This window comes from Nonomuraea sp. NPDC049158 (assembly GCF_040648335.1).
Lineage (GTDB): Bacteria > Actinomycetota > Actinomycetes > Streptosporangiales > Streptosporangiaceae > Nonomuraea.
Map to the genome: position 1 here is coordinate 18,097 of NZ_JBEZDM010000003.1, position 13,918 is coordinate 32,014.

General features: G+C 70.1%; 15 protein-coding genes and 2 pseudogenes. 7 read left to right on the top strand and 10 right to left on the bottom strand.

What is annotated here, in order from left to right:
• Positions 1-55 precede the first annotated feature (55 nt).
• Positions 56-361 carry a hypothetical protein gene (locus AB0B61_RS07805; protein WP_358429407.1) on the top strand — a complete coding sequence of 102 codons (306 nt, stop codon included), beginning with the start codon at positions 56-58 and terminating at the stop codon, positions 359-361.
• Positions 362-687: 326 nt separating this feature from the next.
• Positions 688-900, top strand: a complete 213-nt coding sequence (locus tag AB0B61_RS07810; protein WP_358429409.1) for a hypothetical protein — start codon at positions 688-690, stop codon at positions 898-900.
• Here AB0B61_RS07810 and AB0B61_RS07815 read toward each other — a convergent pair.
• On the bottom strand, positions 893-1,258 hold the full coding sequence (locus AB0B61_RS07815) for a hypothetical protein (RefSeq protein ID WP_358429411.1): 366 nt from the start codon (positions 1,256-1,258) through the stop codon (positions 893-895). The genes AB0B61_RS07810 and AB0B61_RS07815 overlap by 8 nt on opposite strands.
• Before the next feature lie 265 nt (positions 1,259-1,523).
• On the opposite strand from AB0B61_RS07815, the gene AB0B61_RS07820 reads away from it, so the two are divergent.
• On the top strand, positions 1,524-1,859 hold the full coding sequence (locus AB0B61_RS07820; protein ID WP_358429413.1) for a hypothetical protein: 336 nt from the start codon (positions 1,524-1,526) through the stop codon (positions 1,857-1,859).
• On the opposite strand, the pseudogene AB0B61_RS07825 reads toward AB0B61_RS07820, so the two are convergent.
• The 5 genes and pseudogenes from AB0B61_RS07825 to AB0B61_RS07845 all read right to left on the bottom strand — a co-directional run.
• Positions 1,816-2,019: pseudogene (locus tag AB0B61_RS07825) on the bottom strand (response regulator transcription factor); the annotation flags it as partial. The gene AB0B61_RS07820 and the pseudogene AB0B61_RS07825 overlap by 44 nt on opposite strands.
• A 414-nt stretch (positions 2,020-2,433) precedes the next feature.
• Positions 2,434-2,769: pseudogene (locus AB0B61_RS07830) on the bottom strand (response regulator transcription factor); the annotation flags it as partial.
• A 220-nt stretch (positions 2,770-2,989) separates the two neighbouring features.
• Entirely contained in the window at positions 2,990-4,072 is a 1,083-nt protein-coding gene (locus AB0B61_RS07835; RefSeq protein ID WP_358429415.1) for a sensor histidine kinase, read from the bottom strand.
• A gap of 293 nt (positions 4,073-4,365) precedes the next feature.
• The gene (locus AB0B61_RS07840; RefSeq protein ID WP_358429417.1) at positions 4,366-4,854 is read right to left on the bottom strand and encodes a hypothetical protein; all 489 of its coding nucleotides are present in this window, start codon (positions 4,852-4,854) and stop codon (positions 4,366-4,368) included.
• Between the two features lie 258 nt (positions 4,855-5,112).
• On the bottom strand, positions 5,113-6,360 hold the full coding sequence (locus AB0B61_RS07845) for a glycoside hydrolase family 18 protein (RefSeq protein WP_358429419.1): 1,248 nt from the start codon (positions 6,358-6,360) through the stop codon (positions 5,113-5,115).
• A 93-nt stretch (positions 6,361-6,453) separates the two neighbouring features.
• Between AB0B61_RS07845 and hemW the strand changes: the two genes are divergently transcribed.
• Complete coding sequence (hemW, locus tag AB0B61_RS07850) at positions 6,454-7,674, top strand: radical SAM family heme chaperone HemW (protein ID WP_358429421.1); 1,221 nt, start codon at positions 6,454-6,456, stop codon at positions 7,672-7,674.
• Between the two features lie 18 nt (positions 7,675-7,692).
• Here hemW and AB0B61_RS07855 read toward each other — a convergent pair whose 3' ends face one another.
• Genes AB0B61_RS07855 through AB0B61_RS07865 form a run of 3 tightly spaced genes read right to left on the bottom strand, consistent with a single transcriptional unit; the run spans position 7,693 to position 10,084 of the window.
• Positions 7,693-8,496: a DUF4870 domain-containing protein gene (locus AB0B61_RS07855; protein WP_358429423.1), complete on the bottom strand. Its 804-nt coding sequence runs from the start codon at positions 8,494-8,496 to the stop codon at positions 7,693-7,695.
• Positions 8,493-9,302 (bottom strand): DUF3097 domain-containing protein, encoded by an 810-nt coding sequence (locus AB0B61_RS07860; RefSeq protein WP_358429425.1) that lies wholly within the window; start codon positions 9,300-9,302, stop codon positions 8,493-8,495. Before AB0B61_RS07860 ends, AB0B61_RS07855 begins: the two co-directional genes overlap by 4 nt.
• A gap of 17 nt (positions 9,303-9,319) precedes the next feature.
• On the bottom strand, positions 9,320-10,084 hold the full coding sequence (locus AB0B61_RS07865) for a hypothetical protein (RefSeq protein WP_358429427.1): 765 nt from the start codon (positions 10,082-10,084) through the stop codon (positions 9,320-9,322).
• Positions 10,085-10,228: 144 nt separating this feature from the next.
• Here AB0B61_RS07865 and hrcA point away from each other — a divergent pair, with 144 nt between their 5' ends.
• Together hrcA and dnaJ are read left to right on the top strand one after the other, a co-directional pair.
• Positions 10,229-11,242 (top strand): heat-inducible transcriptional repressor HrcA, encoded by a 1,014-nt coding sequence (gene hrcA / locus AB0B61_RS07870; protein ID WP_357641865.1) that lies wholly within the window; start codon positions 10,229-10,231, stop codon positions 11,240-11,242.
• An 11-nt stretch (positions 11,243-11,253) separates the two neighbouring features.
• A complete protein-coding gene (gene dnaJ, locus AB0B61_RS07875) occupies positions 11,254-12,393 on the top strand; it encodes a molecular chaperone DnaJ (RefSeq protein WP_358429429.1) in 1,140 nt (379 codons plus the stop codon).
• Positions 12,394-12,404: 11 nt separating this feature from the next.
• On the opposite strand, the gene AB0B61_RS07880 is transcribed toward dnaJ, so the two are convergent.
• Positions 12,405-13,067, bottom strand: a complete 663-nt coding sequence (locus AB0B61_RS07880; RefSeq protein ID WP_358429431.1) for an ATP-binding protein — start codon at positions 13,065-13,067, stop codon at positions 12,405-12,407.
• A gap of 108 nt (positions 13,068-13,175) precedes the next feature.
• Between AB0B61_RS07880 and AB0B61_RS07885 the strand changes: the two genes are divergently transcribed.
• The gene (locus AB0B61_RS07885; protein ID WP_358429433.1) at positions 13,176-13,910 is read left to right on the top strand and encodes a 16S rRNA (uracil(1498)-N(3))-methyltransferase; all 735 of its coding nucleotides are present in this window, start codon (positions 13,176-13,178) and stop codon (positions 13,908-13,910) included.
• Positions 13,911-13,918 lie beyond the last annotated feature (8 nt).

Here is a 13,918-nt window from a genome sequence, read left to right on the forward strand (position 1 = left end):
GGACGCCGCTCCAGAATGATGGCCTCCCGCCCCGGGCAGTGCCGCAACCGGTGCTGTGGCGGCCCGCCCTGAGGAGTTCTACGGCAATGAGCTGTCAGAGCCCGTGGTGACGATCGACGACGGGTCCGTGCCGGAGGAGTGCGTGGCGCTCGTCGACTCGGCCGGGCTCGCGCTCCTCGTCGTCCTAGGCTCGCTCAGGCTGAGGAGGTGGCTGGCCTGCGTCCTGGACGACGCGTTCGCGGTGTCGGGCCACGACGTCGGCCAGATCCTCGCAAGTCCGCCGGCGCACAGATGTTCGCCGACTCGGTCGCGCGTCATCAAGCCGCCCACCTCGGAGCGCGAACTCGCATGCGGACAGTGAACTATCGCGTACACAGCGTGTCTGGCGCGACTACCGTTTCAGACGACGGATCACCCGCCACCGATGGAGCCCCCGCTGTGTGGACCAAACACGCTGCGGTCATCGCCGCAGCCTTCACTCTGGCCACCACCCCAGCAGACTGCGGCAACCACAGCACCACTCACCCTGAAGGTAGCCATGGCTGCGAAAACTCCTGGGGGCCACTCGCCGCCGTCCAATTTGCATCAGCCGCGCCACGAGTCAGAGTTAGCCTGCGCGTCACATGTGACCAGGAAGTCCTCACCACGTTCCACGCCCGGATCGCCATCGACCACAAGGACGGCCTATTGGCCGACTGGTACGAGGTGGACCACGACTACTACGAACAGCTACCTGGCCTGGCCAAGTCTTACACCCTTTTGTCCCCATGCCGGGATGGCGGCAGCTACCGGGCGCGTACCTCCATCGTCGGCACGTTCACCAACGGCGAGCCCTACAAGGTGCAGGACGAGAGTTCCAGCAGCCACGTCGACTGCGACCACCCCGAACCGATCACCTGAGGGCCTGCCGGCTGCCGCTCACCACTCCCCACGGCGGGCACTCGATCACCGTACGGCCGAGCGGCGGCACCACCTCAAACGCCCAATGGGCCGCAACCTCAGGTTTGGTGTGGGGGATGTCCTCAGTGCTGTAGGCGGGCATTGTCGTGACGTCCGGCTTCCGGCCGGGCCACACGCCCCAGCCCTCACTCCACCAGGCAACCCGCCACACGTGCCGCCCCTCATCCAGCTCGGCTACGTTCGCGTGGTCCGCGGGCGTGACTTGGCGGCGAGACCACCAGCGCCGCCGCACGAACGTGTGACCGTGCTGCGGGGCGCCCTTGCGGCCGGGGAGGTGCATGCGTTCAGCGTCGCACATGGTGTCACGCTTGTCGTCGCTACCAGCACGTTCGCCCCGTCCGCTGTCACCCTTAAGCGGCAGTCAGCAGTTTGTGGAACCCGCGCGCCTGCGGTTGGCCGGGCCGGCGTGACATCAGCAGTGCGTCCAATCGCGCCAATCCGGAGTGGACGGACTGTGATCCGGCCTCCGTGGCCCGCAGTCCTGGATCCCCGTGCACGCCGAGGTTTCTGTCGGTGGCGCCCGCTACCTTCATGTCCGAACACCTGTGCGATAGGAGGGTGACATGATTGCCGCTGAGCAATTCGAGCGTGCCGCTGTGCTGGGGGTCGCCGTGGCGGAAGAGATGCGGCGGTTGCTGAGACTCCACGCGGTTCCGGCCGAGGAGGCGGGTGACGGCACCGTCCTGGTCGACGTGCCCTACCCTGACGCGGCCGTGGTGGTGGCCGTGCTCGACGTGGCCGCCGACTGTTTCGGCGAACGTGGCGATTCGGTCGAGGAGACCCGCCAGGCCGCCCTGGAGACGGTCTTACAGTTGGCGGGCTTCGATGACGATTCCCAGCTCAACCACGTGGAGGTCACGGGTTCGGGCGGACGAGACCGTGGCGGTACGCGTACGTAACGGCTTGCGCGCGGTCTCTCAGGCGGGCCTTGGCGAAGAGGTTGTTGATGTGGGTCTTGACGGTGGCCTCACTGATGAAGAGCCGGGCGGCGATCTCGGTGTTCGACAGGCCGTCGGCGATGAGCCGCAGCACCTCGACCTCGCGCCGCGTCAGGCCGTCGCGCGGCTCATCACTCCCTGCTGTGCTGTCTCCGTTGCCGGGAGCGGGCCGTTCGGCAGTCGCGTCCGGTCTGGCGGTTGGCCGTTCGGCGGTCCTGTCCGGTGCGGCGGAAATTGCCCGATCGGCAGTCATGTCCGGTCTGCTGGAAGCTCGTCGTTCGGCTATCGCGTCCGGCCTGCTGGGGGCCGGTGCGGGCGGCTGCTCGCGCGGGTCGGGGTTGGACTGTTCGCGTGGGTCGGGGGCAGGATGTTCGTCCCAAGCTCGGCCGCCGCCAGGGGCCGCGGGATCGGACTGCCCCGGTTGCTCACTCCGGGGTCGGCCGTCGTCGGGAGCCGTCATGGTGTCGAGGAGGCGGCGCTGGACGGAGGGGTCGAGCTGGGCGTTGCCGCGTACAACGGTGGCGATGGCTTTGGCGATCTCGTCCGAGTCCGCGCTCTTGGTCAGGAAGCCGCGTGCTCCTGCCCTGAGCGCGGCGAACACCGACTCGTCGTCCGAATACGTCGTGAGCACTACCACCTGGGTGTCCGGGTGCTCGGCGCGGATGCGGCGAGTGGCCTCGACGCCGTCCATGCGCGGCATCCGGAGATCCATCAGCGCCACGTCGGGCCGCTGCTCAGCGACCAGGCGGAGTGCGGCCTCGCCGTCCCCGGCCGAACCGACCACTTCGATCCCCGGCAGTAGCCCGAGCAGCAGGACCAGCCCTTCCCGGACTACCGCCTGGTCATCGACGACCACGACTGTGACGCTCATGATCCGGACGCCGTGGCCCGCCGGGCGAGGCTGGCGGGGCTGCCGGACGTAAGGGGGATCATGCGGGGACTCCTCGACTCCGCGCTGGAGCTGGCCGCCCGGATCCCGATGGGGTTGTCGGACGTGAGGGAGGTCATGAGGGGACTCCCCAGATGGACGCGGAAGCCCAGGAGACTGGCAGGTTGGTGGAAGCCGCCGTTCGTCTCATCCGTGCACTGGTTCACGCCGGGACCCACAAATGGACGCGGAAACCGTCCGTCGTCTCGCCTGCTGACAGGGTGCCGCCGAGAAGTTCGGCTCGTTCGCGCATGCCCACGAGGCCATATCCTCCCCCAGGTGTGCCTCGCTCGGTTGCGGCGGGGTTGGTGATGCGGAGGTCGCATGAGCCGGGCTCGTACACCAGTCTGATCGTGGCCGGAGAGCCGGGAGCGTGACGCCGTACGTTCGTCAGCGCCTCCTGGGCGGTACGCAGCAGGGCGAGCTCCGTCTCCGGGGGCAGGCGGTGCTCCGTGCCCGAGACGTGCAGTGTGCACGCCCGGTCGGTGGTCGCCTGGAACTCCTCCGCCAGCGTCCGAAGCGCCTGTGGAAGGGCGGGCGCGTCTTCGCGCAGGGCCGATACCGCGCGCCGGGCTTCTTCGAGTCCGGATTTGGCCAGGTCGCGTGCGCGGACGACGCGGTCGAGCGCTTCGTCGGTCTTGTCCGCGCGGAGCAGGAGCTTGGCGCCCTCCAGGTGTACGAGCTGCGCCGACAGCGAGTGGGCGAGGATGTCGTGGATCTCTCTGGCGATCCGTGCTCTCTCGGCGAGTACGGCCTCGCGGGCCTCGGCGGCTCTGGCCGCCCGGCGTTCCTTGACCGAGTACGCCACCAAGAACACCAGGCAGGCGCTGAGGATGAGGCTGAGATCGCGACCCAGCCGCCCGTAGATCGCCCCCTCCACGAGCAGCCCGCCGACGGCCAGAACGCCGATGGGCACCGAGTGGCGCAGCGGCAGCCGGACCGCCGCTATGCCAAGGCAGTACAGCAGTACGGCGAGGGCCGGACCGCCGTTAGCCACCGCGTCGAGGATGATCGCGAGCACGACCGACAAGCCGAGCGCGATTGCCATGACCGGCGCCCGGGACGTGATCGCCGCGATGGGAGGTCGGGCCGCGATCGCTCTGAGGGACTGGCGGGCCGCGATCGTGATGCGGGACACGCGGGAGGTGATCGCTCTGACCAGTACGCCGAAGGCGACTCCCTTTCGCGACACACCGGCGGGCTCGGACGGGCGTGACGCCACGTGGTCCAGCGGTGGTCGAGGCATCACTTGGTCCTGAGGTGGTCGGGACGGTGCTCGGTCTGGCTGCGGTCCAGGCGGCGGTGGGGGTGGTGGTGAGGGATGCGGGGCCTTGGGGCCCTGCCGGAGCGTGGACGTCTTGCGGGTCAAAGGGAGTTGGACGACGAGCAGCATGATCACTATGGCCGAGGTCAGTGTGGCGATCGTCAGGCTGGTGCCGGTCAAACCAAGCGTGGGCATGGCCCGTATCTGCGCCCATACGAACACCACGATCGCCCCCAACCGCAAGACGAAGGGGACGATCTTTGACGGGCCAGGCATCACTCCACGAAATTATCCGCCCGCAGGGTCGTACCGGAAAGGGCGCGGCCGCGTCGGGCGACGAGCAGGGCCTGGGCGCCGATGGTCAGGCCGACGAAGAACAGGATGCCGGAGGTCGAGACGCCCAGGCCGAGGGCGGTGCCGGCGAAGTACAGGCCCACGCGGCTCGCGACCGAGGCCAGCCAGGCCAGAAGGGTCAAGGGGGTGGCTTTCGACCAGGTCACCCCGGCCTCGTCCATCCAGACGCGTACGGTCGCGGCGCGGACGGCGCCGAAGACCACGGCGGCGATGGCCTCCACGGCCACGAGGGCCAGGCTGAGGGCGAGCTGGGCGGTGTCGATGAGGCCACCGGTCAGCAGGCCCAGCGCGACCAGGGCGGCCGAGACGTAGACGATGCCGTTTCTGGCCGTGGGGCGGGTCATCATCTGCCGGTAGACGACGAAGATGATGACGGCGGGGATGAGCAGCGCGCTCAGCAGGGGATCCATGGGTCTGACGGTAGGGAGGAGCGGTGTGGCGGCGGATCGGACTGGGGGTTGAGTCCTGGATCTCCACCCTGGGGTGGAGAGCGCGGGCAGGCCGGTGCGCGGGGGTGAGAGTGCGGAGAGCTGCGGGGCCCGACAAGGCTGGTGCGCGGGTGAGGTCAGAGGGCCGGTGTGTGGGTCAGACGTGAAGGCCGTGTGCGGGCGCGGCAGGAAGCACGCCCGCACACCACGATCAACCGCACCTTACGAACAGCGTGGTGATCACCGCAGTACCGAGTACAGGGCCGATGTCAGCGAGGCGCGGGAGTCGTCCTGGTCGATCGACCACATCATCGAGCCGCCCAGCCCCTTGAGCCGGATGTAGGCCGCCTTCTGCAGCATGACCGCCGGATCGTCGTACGACCAGAACTCGTTCCCGTCGTACAGCCACAACGTCCCCGTCCGCACGTCCCGGTACCGCTTGCCGGGCTTGGTCGCCAGGTCCTTGTAGTCCTCCGTCCCCGGCCCCCACTTGCCCGGTGCCGGGCCGGTGGCGGGCTTGTACAGGCCGTCGCCGCCGGTGGTCACCCCGGTCCAGCCCTGGCCGTACGCGGGGACCCCGACCACGATCTTGCTCGCGGGCGCGCCGCGTGACAGGTAGTCGCGTACGGTCTGGTCGACGCTGTACCGGATCGGGTTCGGGTCGCGGCGGTCCGTCAGCAGGTTGCCGTTGTGGCCGGTCTGGGGCTCCCAGTTGCCCCGCAGGTCGTATCCCTGGACCGTGGCGAAGTCGAGTTGCCTGAACACCTGCCGTACCTCGAACCCGGCGTCGATCTTGGCGGCGGCGGCCGGGAGGAAGGCCGTCAGCTGCGACGACCCTGAGAACGCCCGCAGTCGCGACCGCAGCTCCGCCGTGAAGAGGGTGAAGTTGCGCTTGTCCTCGGGTCTGATGACATTCCCGTCGGCGCCGGACGAACCCGGCCACTCCCAGTCGAGGTCGATGCCGTCGAACACTCCAGCCCCGGCGCCCGCCGCCAGTCCCGGCAGGTCGCCGCGCAGCCACAGGTCGACGCACGACTGTGCCAGTTTGGCCCGGGACTCGGGGGTGAGGACGGCGTCGGAGAAGTAGCGGGACCCGGTCCAGCCGCCCAGCGAGATCAGCACCTTCAGCCCCGGGTGCTTGGCTTTGAGCTTGCGCAGCTGGTTGAGGTTGCCGTTCAGGGCCTGCCCTGGCGCGTCGGCCACGCCGTCCACGCTCTGCTCGGCGGGCACCGGGCGCTGCCAGTCCGCCCAGGGGTCGGCCGAGTAGCAGGTCCCCTCCGCGTTGACGAAGCCGAAGGCGTAGTTGAGGTGGGTCAGCTTGGCGGCGGCGCCGCTGGCCTCGACGTCCTTGACGTGGTAGTTGCGGCCATAAATGCCCCACTGGATGAAGTAGGCGACGCGCTTGAAGCCGGTATGGGCCTCGGCGGGCAGCGCGACCGCCGAGAGGCCCAGGAGGAGCGAGAGTGCGACCAGGATCTTCGTCTTCACCAGGCGATCCCCAATTAGGAAACTTTCCTATAAGTTTCACGGATCGTAGAGCCGCTGGATCGGGCAGTCAATGGCAGCGGGCAGACTGGAGGCGTGCCATCCACCCTGCCCGACGGCGACGCCGCGCCCTCCTCCGGCGACCTGCCCGAGAGCGCGCTACGCGGCCTCGGCGAGCGTCCGTTCGGCTTCTACGTGCACGTCCCGTTCTGCGTGACGCGCTGCGGCTACTGCGACTTCAACACCTACACCGCCGCCGAGCTGGGCCCCGGTGCCTCGCACCGCGATTACGCCGACACGGCCATCGAGGAGGTACGGCTGGCACGACGTGTCCTCGGTGACGTGGAGCTGCCGGTCGAGACCGTGTTCTTCGGTGGCGGCACGCCCACCCTGCTGCCCGCCGAAGACCTGGGCCGGATCCTCGGCGCGATCGACGCGGAGTTCGGGCTCAAGGCGGGCGCCGAGGTGACCACGGAGGCCAATCCCGAGTCGGTCGACCCGGCCTACCTCGGCAGGTTGCTGGACGGCGGCTTCAACCGGGTCAGCTTCGGCATGCAGAGCGCCAGGGAGCACGTGCTCAAGGTGCTCGACCGGCAGCACACGCCCGGCCGCGCGGCGCAGGCCGTACACGAAGCCAAGAAGGCGGGTTTCGAGCACGTCAACCTGGACCTGATCTACAGCACGCCCGGCGAGTCCGACGACGACTGGCGGGCGTCGCTGGAGGCGGCGATCGCCGCCGAGCCCGACCACGTCTCCGCCTACTCGCTGATCGTGGAGGACGGCACGCGGCTGGCCGCCAGGATCAGGCGCGGCGAGCTGCCGATGCCCGACGACGACGTGGCCGCCGACCGCTACCAGATCGCCGACACGCTGCTGGCGGAGGCGGGCCTGCGCTGGTACGAGGTGTCCAACTGGGCCACGGACGACGACGCGCGGTGCCGGCACAACCTGCTCTACTGGACCGGCGGCGACTGGTGGGCCGCCGGCCCCGGCGCGCACAGCCACGTGGGCGGCACCCGCTGGTGGAACGTCAAGCATCCGGCCGCCTACGCGCAGCGCCTGGCCGCGGGCACCTCGCCCGCGCACGCGCGCGAAGTGCTCGCCGACGACGACCGCGAGGCCGAGCGCCTGATGCTGGAGCTCCGGCTGGCCTCCGGCTATCCGCTCGCCGACGTCGCTCCGGGCGCGCGTACGGCCGTCGCGGTGGCGCTGGGCGACGGCCTGCTGGAGCCGGAGCCGTTCAAGGCGGGGCGGCTGGTCCTCACCCTGCGCGGCCGGCTCCTGGCCGATGCGCTGGTACGGGATCTGCTCAGCTGACTCTGGTACGCGATCGGCTCAGCTGACCATGCGGATGGCGATCGGATAGCGGTAGTTCTCGCCCTTGTTGGCGGCGATGGCGGCCTGGATGTGGAAGATCAGCGACACGATCCAGATGATGGGGAACAGGATGATCCCGATCAGGACGACCGTCAGCAGGCCCGCGACGACGTAGCCGATGAACATCGTGATCTGGAAGTTCAGCGCCTCGGCCGACTGGTCACGGACATACGGTGACTCGTCCCGCTTCATCAGGTAGATGATCAACGGGCCGATCCAGGAGACGAGCAGGCCGAGCAGGTGGGCCAGCATGGCCATCGTGGTGTCGTCGCTGCCCGGCCGCGGACCGTAGACGCCGGGAACGTGCGGCGGACGCTGCTGCGGGGCCGCGTAGCCGTAGCCGGGCTGCTCGTATCCGGGCGGCGGCGTGGGCGGCTGCCCGTAACCGTAACCGGGCGTCTGCCCGTAGCCACCGGAACCGGGCTGCCCGTAGCCATAACCGGGCTGCGGCCCCGACCCCGGACCGCCCTGAGGCCCGGAACCATATCCGGGCGTCGGACCGGGACCAGGCTGGCCGCCGTACCCAGGCCCGGAACCATGGCCGGGCTGGCCGTCGTATCCGGGCGCGGGACCCGATCCAGGCTGGCCGCCATACTCGGGCGCGGGACCAGATCCAGGCTGAGCTCCGTAGCCGGGCGTCGGACCGGAGCCGGGCTGGCCGCCGTACTCCGGTTGCCGAGGGGGTTCGGGGTTGATGTCCGACTGCGAGATGCGCCGCGTCGCATCATCGTCCGGCGGCGGCTGCGGGGGATCCTGGCTCATGGTGCCTCCGTAACGAAGTCGATCAGTTCCTCGACCCGGCCGAGCAGTTCGGGCTCCAGGTCTGTGAATGCCGAGACGGCGCCGAGGATCCGCCGCCACGCGTCGGCCGGTTCCATCCGCCAGCCCAGGGCGGCGATCACGCCTTCCTTCCACGGCACCCCGCGCGGCACGTCCGGCCAGGCCGGGATCCGCAGCACGGAGGGCTTGACCGCCTGCCAGATGTCCACGTACGGATGGCCCACGACGAGCACGTGGCGCGAGGTCACCTGAGCGGCGATCCGGCTCTCCTTGGAGCCCGGCACGAGATGGTCGACCAGCACGCCCAGCCTACGCTCCGGCGACGGGCCGAACTCGGCGACGATCGCGGGCAGGTCGTCCACGCCCTCCAGGTACTCGACCACGACGCCCTCCACCCGGAGGTCGTGGCCCCAGATCTTCTCCACGAGGGCGGCGTCGTGCACGCCTTCCACGTAGATACGGCTCTCTTTGGCCACCCTGGCCCGCAGGCCCTCCACGGCTATCGAGCCGGACGCGCTCCGCCTGGGCGCGGCAGAGGACGGGGCGGCCGGCCGTACGAGCGTCACGACCTTGCCGTCCAGCAGGAACGCGGCGGGCGCGAACGGGAACAGGCGGCGCTTGCCGAAGCGGTCCTCCAGCGTGACGGCCTCCTTGTCGCAGGCCACCACGGCGCCGCAGAAGCCGCTCTCGGCGTCCTCCACGACCAGATCGAGTTCGGCGGGCACCTGTGGGATCTTGCCCTTGCCCGGCCGCCGCCAATTCCCCGCTAGAACATCACCCTCGTACACACGGGGACCGTAGCAAATCACCCGCCCGCCGCAAGGCGCTTGCGATGAGAGCTGCGCCGGGTCACCACCATGATGGTCACGATGACGGCGGCCAGCACGCCCAGACCGGGGATCACCAGCAGCGCCGCCACGCCGCCCACCAGGCCTCCCGCAGCGGAGGCGAAGTCGCGGCCGACGCCGAAGCGCACGCTCGTCGGCTCCTGGGTCGTGCAGGTGAACTGGTAGTCGCCCTTGGCCGGCGCGTTGACCACGAGGATGAGCTGCCACTGCGTGCCGTTGACGGTGACCCGCTCGGTGCCGGACGTCTTGGCCAGCTTGGCCTGACCGGGACCGCCGTCGATCCGGCACATGTAGTGGACCTGGCTCTCGCTGGCGAGGTACACCACCGGCTTGTCCGCCGGGTCCAGCGGCACGGTGACGCTCTGGCCCGCCGTGAACGTCTTGGACGGGGCCACCGCGCCCACCGTGTTCAGGATGCCGCTCACGAACACTCCCACCCCGACCAGGCCGGCGAGCAGGGCCAGCCCCCAGGCGACCGCGATCCACCGCAATCGCGGTCTGATCAACTTCGGGTCAACCTGAGGGCCGAACCGCTGCGGCGTGCCGTAAGGTCCGGGCTGGTACGGCTGCTGCTGCCCGTAGGGGCCGGGCTGGGGGTACTGCTGGCCGTATTGCGGCGGACCATATTGGGGCGGCGGCGGGCCGAACTGGGGAGGTTGCCCCTGGTACGGACCCTGTCCCGGCGGTGGACCGTAGGAGGGGGGCTGGGAGTCATCGGTCATATCGGCCAGTGTGCGCCCAATGGGCAGCCACTCGCTAGCTCCGGTGTTATCGCACCTTGTGGGCGGGAGCCGTACACTTGGCACTCGGGAACACAGAGTGCTAGACCTGTCGTTTCCTGAAAGGCAGAGGTAGGAGGTGAGCGCGTGCTCGACGATAGGAAGCTGGCGGTGCTCCGCGCCATTGTCGAAGACTACGTGTCCACCAACGAGCCGGTGGGCTCCAGGGCGCTCGCCGAACGCCACAACCTGAAGGTCTCCCCGGCGACGGTCAGGAACGACATGGCCGCTCTGGAGGAGGAGGGCTACATCACCCAGCCGCACACCAGCGCGGGCCGTGTGCCGACGGACAAGGGCTATCGCCTGTTCGTCGATCGGCTCTCGCAGGTCAAGCCGCTCTCCGGGGCGGAGCGGCGGGCGATCGAGACGTTCCTCGCCGGCGCGGTCGACCTCGACGACGTGGTCACCCGTACGGTGCGGCTGCTCGCGCAGCTCACCCGTCAGGTCGCGGTCGTGCAATACCCGACGCTGACCCGCTCGACGGTCAGGCACGTCGAGCTCGTGCCGCTGCATGACCGGCGGGTGATGCTCGTGCTGATCACCAACACGGGCCGCGTCGAACAGCGGGTGGTCGAGCTGCCCGAAGTGGTGGAGGACACCCGCATCGCGCACCTGCGCGCGGTGCTCAACGCCTCCCTCGACGGCTGCGGCCTGCTCAATGTCCCCGATCAGGTCGCCGACCTGCCGGAACGGCTGCCCGTCGAAGACCGTCCCGTGGTGGCCACTATCCTGTCGGTGCTCCTCGAGACGCTGGTCGAGCGCCACGATGAGAAGATCGTGTTCGCCGGTGCGGCCAACCTCGCCGGGGCCGACTTCTCGACCGGGCTGCGCGACGTGCTCGAAGCACTGGAAGAGCAGGTCGTGCTCATGCGGCTGCTCGGCGAGACTTCCACAGACACCCCGTCCACGCTCACCGTGCGCATCGGCTCGGAGAACCCGTTCCTCCGTGGCACGTCGATCGTCGCAACCGGGTACGGTTCTGGCGACAACGAACTGGCCCGGCTAGGCGTGCTAGGCCCCACGCGGATGGACTATCCCGTGACGATGGGCGCCGTGCGCGCGGTGGCACGCTACGTCAGCCAGATCCTGGCTGCATCATAAGAGGTCGATAAGTGGCAAACAGCGACTACTACGCCACCCTCGGGGTGCGCCGTGACGCCAGTCAGGAAGAGATCAAGAAGGCCTACCGCAGGCTTGCCCGCGAACTCCATCCCGACGTCAATCCGGACCCCGCGACCCAGGAGCGGTTCAAGGAGATCACGCAGGCCTACGAGGTGCTGTCCGACGCCAACAAGCGTCAGATGTACGACCTGGGCGGCGATCCCTTCGGCGGCGCGGGCGCGGGCCAGGGAGCGGCCGGCTTCGGCGCGGGCTTCCCGTTCAGCGACATCATGGACGCCTTCTTCGGTACGGCCGGCGGCGCGCGCGGCCCCCGCTCGCGGGCCAGGAGAGGGCGCAACGCGACCATCCGCGTCGAGCTCGACCTGAGCGAGACCGCTTTCGGCACGACCCGCGAGCTGGTCGTCGATACGGCCGTGCTCTGCGAGGTCTGCCAGGGCGCGGGCGCCGCGTCCGGCACCCACCCCGACACCTGTGACATGTGCAACGGGCGCGGCGAGATCTCCCAGGTCACCCGGTCGTTCCTGGGTCAGGTCATGACCTCCAGGCCGTGCCCCCAGTGCGGCGGCTTCGGGACGATCATCCGCCACCCGTGCCAGGAGTGCTCGGGTGACGGCCGCGTGCGCACCCGCCGTACGATCAAGGTCCGCATCCCCGCGGGCGTCGAGGACGGCACGCACATCCAGCTCGCCGGCGAGGGCGAGATCGGCCCCGGCGGCGGCCCGCCCGGAGACCTGTTCCTGGAGATCGTCGAGCGCCCGCACGAGATCTTCGAGCGGCGCGGCGACGACCTGCACTGCACGGTCCAGATCCCGATGACGGCCGCCGCGCTCGGCACCAACCTCGCCGTGGAGACGCTCGACGGCTCCGAGGAGGTCGACGTGCGGCCGGGCACGCAGTCGGGCCAGGTCATCACGATGTACGGCAGGGGCGTGCAGCGGCTCAACGAGACGGGCCGCGGCGACCTGCTCATCCACGTCAACGTGGAGACCCCGCTGCGGCTCGACCCGGCGCAGGAGGACCTGCTGCGCGAGCTGGCCAAGCAGCGTGGTGAGGAGCGGCCGCCCGGGAAGTTCGCCCCCGGGCAGCAGGGGTTCTTCTCACGGCTGCGGGACGCCTTCAACGGCCGCTGAGCGGGAGGCGGTCAACGGCCGTTGACCCGTGAGGGCACCAGGAGTTCGCCCGGGAGGGCCACCCGGGCCGTGATGCCGTGTGGCGGCGACTCGTCCAGCCACACGCGCACGCCGAGCCGCTCGGCCAGCCGGCCCACCACGTAGTGGCCGAGGTAGCGGGTGGGGGCGGCGAAGAAGCGCCGTTCGCCACGGAGCCGGGCGTTCGCCGCGGCGCGCTCTCCCTCTGTCATGCCCACGCCCTGGTCGACGATCGCGATGTGGCACTCGCCCTCGCGGGTGCTGGCCCGGATCTCCACCTCGGTGTCGGGCGGCGAGCAGGTCAGCGCGTTGTCGACCAGTTCGGTCACCAGGTGCGCGATCTCGGCCACGGCCGTACCCCTGAGCAGGGCGTCGTCCACTTCGCCCAGCACCGCGCGGCCCGACCCGGCCGCGCTCAGGGCCGAGCGGAGCACGTCGCGTACGGCGACGGGATCGGGCGGCCGGCGCGGCCGGCCGGTGGCGAGACGGTGGGGCTCCTCGGCCGCGGGCTCCGTCGTGTCCGGGGCCTTTCCGGCGAGCCGGCGCGGCGCCGCGCGGGCGATCGTGGCAGGGACGGTGAGCAGGACGGTCAGCCGGGTCTTCAGCGCGCACGGCCAGCGCCGCGCGCGACGGGTGTTCCTGGACGGAACGGTCATCGCTCTAACCCCTCGTAGAGTGACCTCAGGAAGGTGCGATCTCGGCCAACCTTAATCGTTTCGTGATCCTATGGCTACTGAACGTGAAAATCTTTGGGGTGATCGCCGGTGACCGTGCCGGTATTCCTGGCCGACGGCCTCGCCGACCACACCGGGCCGGAGCTGGTCCTCGACGGTCCTGAAGGGCGCCACGCGGCCTCGGTCCGGCGCCTGCGCGCCGGAGAGCGGATCGACCTGACGGACGGAGTCGGCACGGTCGCCGAGTGCGTGGTACGCGAGGCGCTGAAGGACGCGCTCAGACTCGACGTGCTGGGCCGCTACGAGGTGCCGCCGCCCGAGCCCAGGCTGGTCGTCGTCCAGGGGCTGCCCAAGGGCGACAGAGGCGAGCTGGCCGTCGAGATGATGACCGAGGCGGGCGTCGACGTGATCGTGCCCTGGGCGGCGGCCCGCAGCGTCACCCAGTGGAAGGGCGACAGGGCGGCCAAGTCGCTGGCCAAATGGCGTTCGACGGCCCGGGAGGCGGGCAAGCAGGCCCGCAGGTTCCACCTGCCGGAGGTGGCCGCGCCGGTGTCCACGGCCGGGGTCGAGGCGCTGCTCGGCGGCGCGGCGCTCGGTCTGGTGCTGCACGAGGAGGCCGCCGAGCCGCTGTCGGGCGTGGTGCTGCCCGCCGGGGGCGACATCGTCGTCGTGGTGGGGCCCGAGGGGGGTGTCTCGGGCGTGGAGCTGGCCGGGTTCAGGGCGGCGAAGGCGGTGCCGGTGCTGCTCGGCCCGACGGTGCTGCGTACCTCGACGGCGGGGGTGGCGGCGGCGGCCGTACTCATGGCGCGAACCGGGCGCTGGTGAGCTCTCAG

Bases quoted from the DNA above. Each gene is read 5' to 3' on its own strand.
- AB0B61_RS07815 (WP_358429411.1), bottom strand. From the start codon at position 1,258: ATGTGCGACGCTGAACGCATGCACCTCCCCGGCCGCAAGGGCGCCCCG.
- AB0B61_RS07820 (WP_358429413.1), top strand. From the start codon at position 1,524: ATGATTGCCGCTGAGCAATTCGAGCGTGCCGCTGTGCTGGGGGTCGCC.
- AB0B61_RS07835 (WP_358429415.1), bottom strand. From the start codon at position 4,072: ATGCCTCGACCACCGCTGGACCACGTGGCGTCACGCCCGTCCGAGCCC.
- AB0B61_RS07840 (WP_358429417.1), bottom strand. From the start codon at position 4,854: ATGGATCCCCTGCTGAGCGCGCTGCTCATCCCCGCCGTCATCATCTTC.
- AB0B61_RS07855 (WP_358429423.1), bottom strand. From the start codon at position 8,496: ATGAGCCAGGATCCCCCGCAGCCGCCGCCGGACGATGATGCGACGCGG.
- AB0B61_RS07865 (WP_358429427.1), bottom strand. From the start codon at position 10,084: ATGACCGATGACTCCCAGCCCCCCTCCTACGGTCCACCGCCGGGACAG.
- AB0B61_RS07880 (WP_358429431.1), bottom strand. From the start codon at position 13,067: ATGACCGTTCCGTCCAGGAACACCCGTCGCGCGCGGCGCTGGCCGTGC.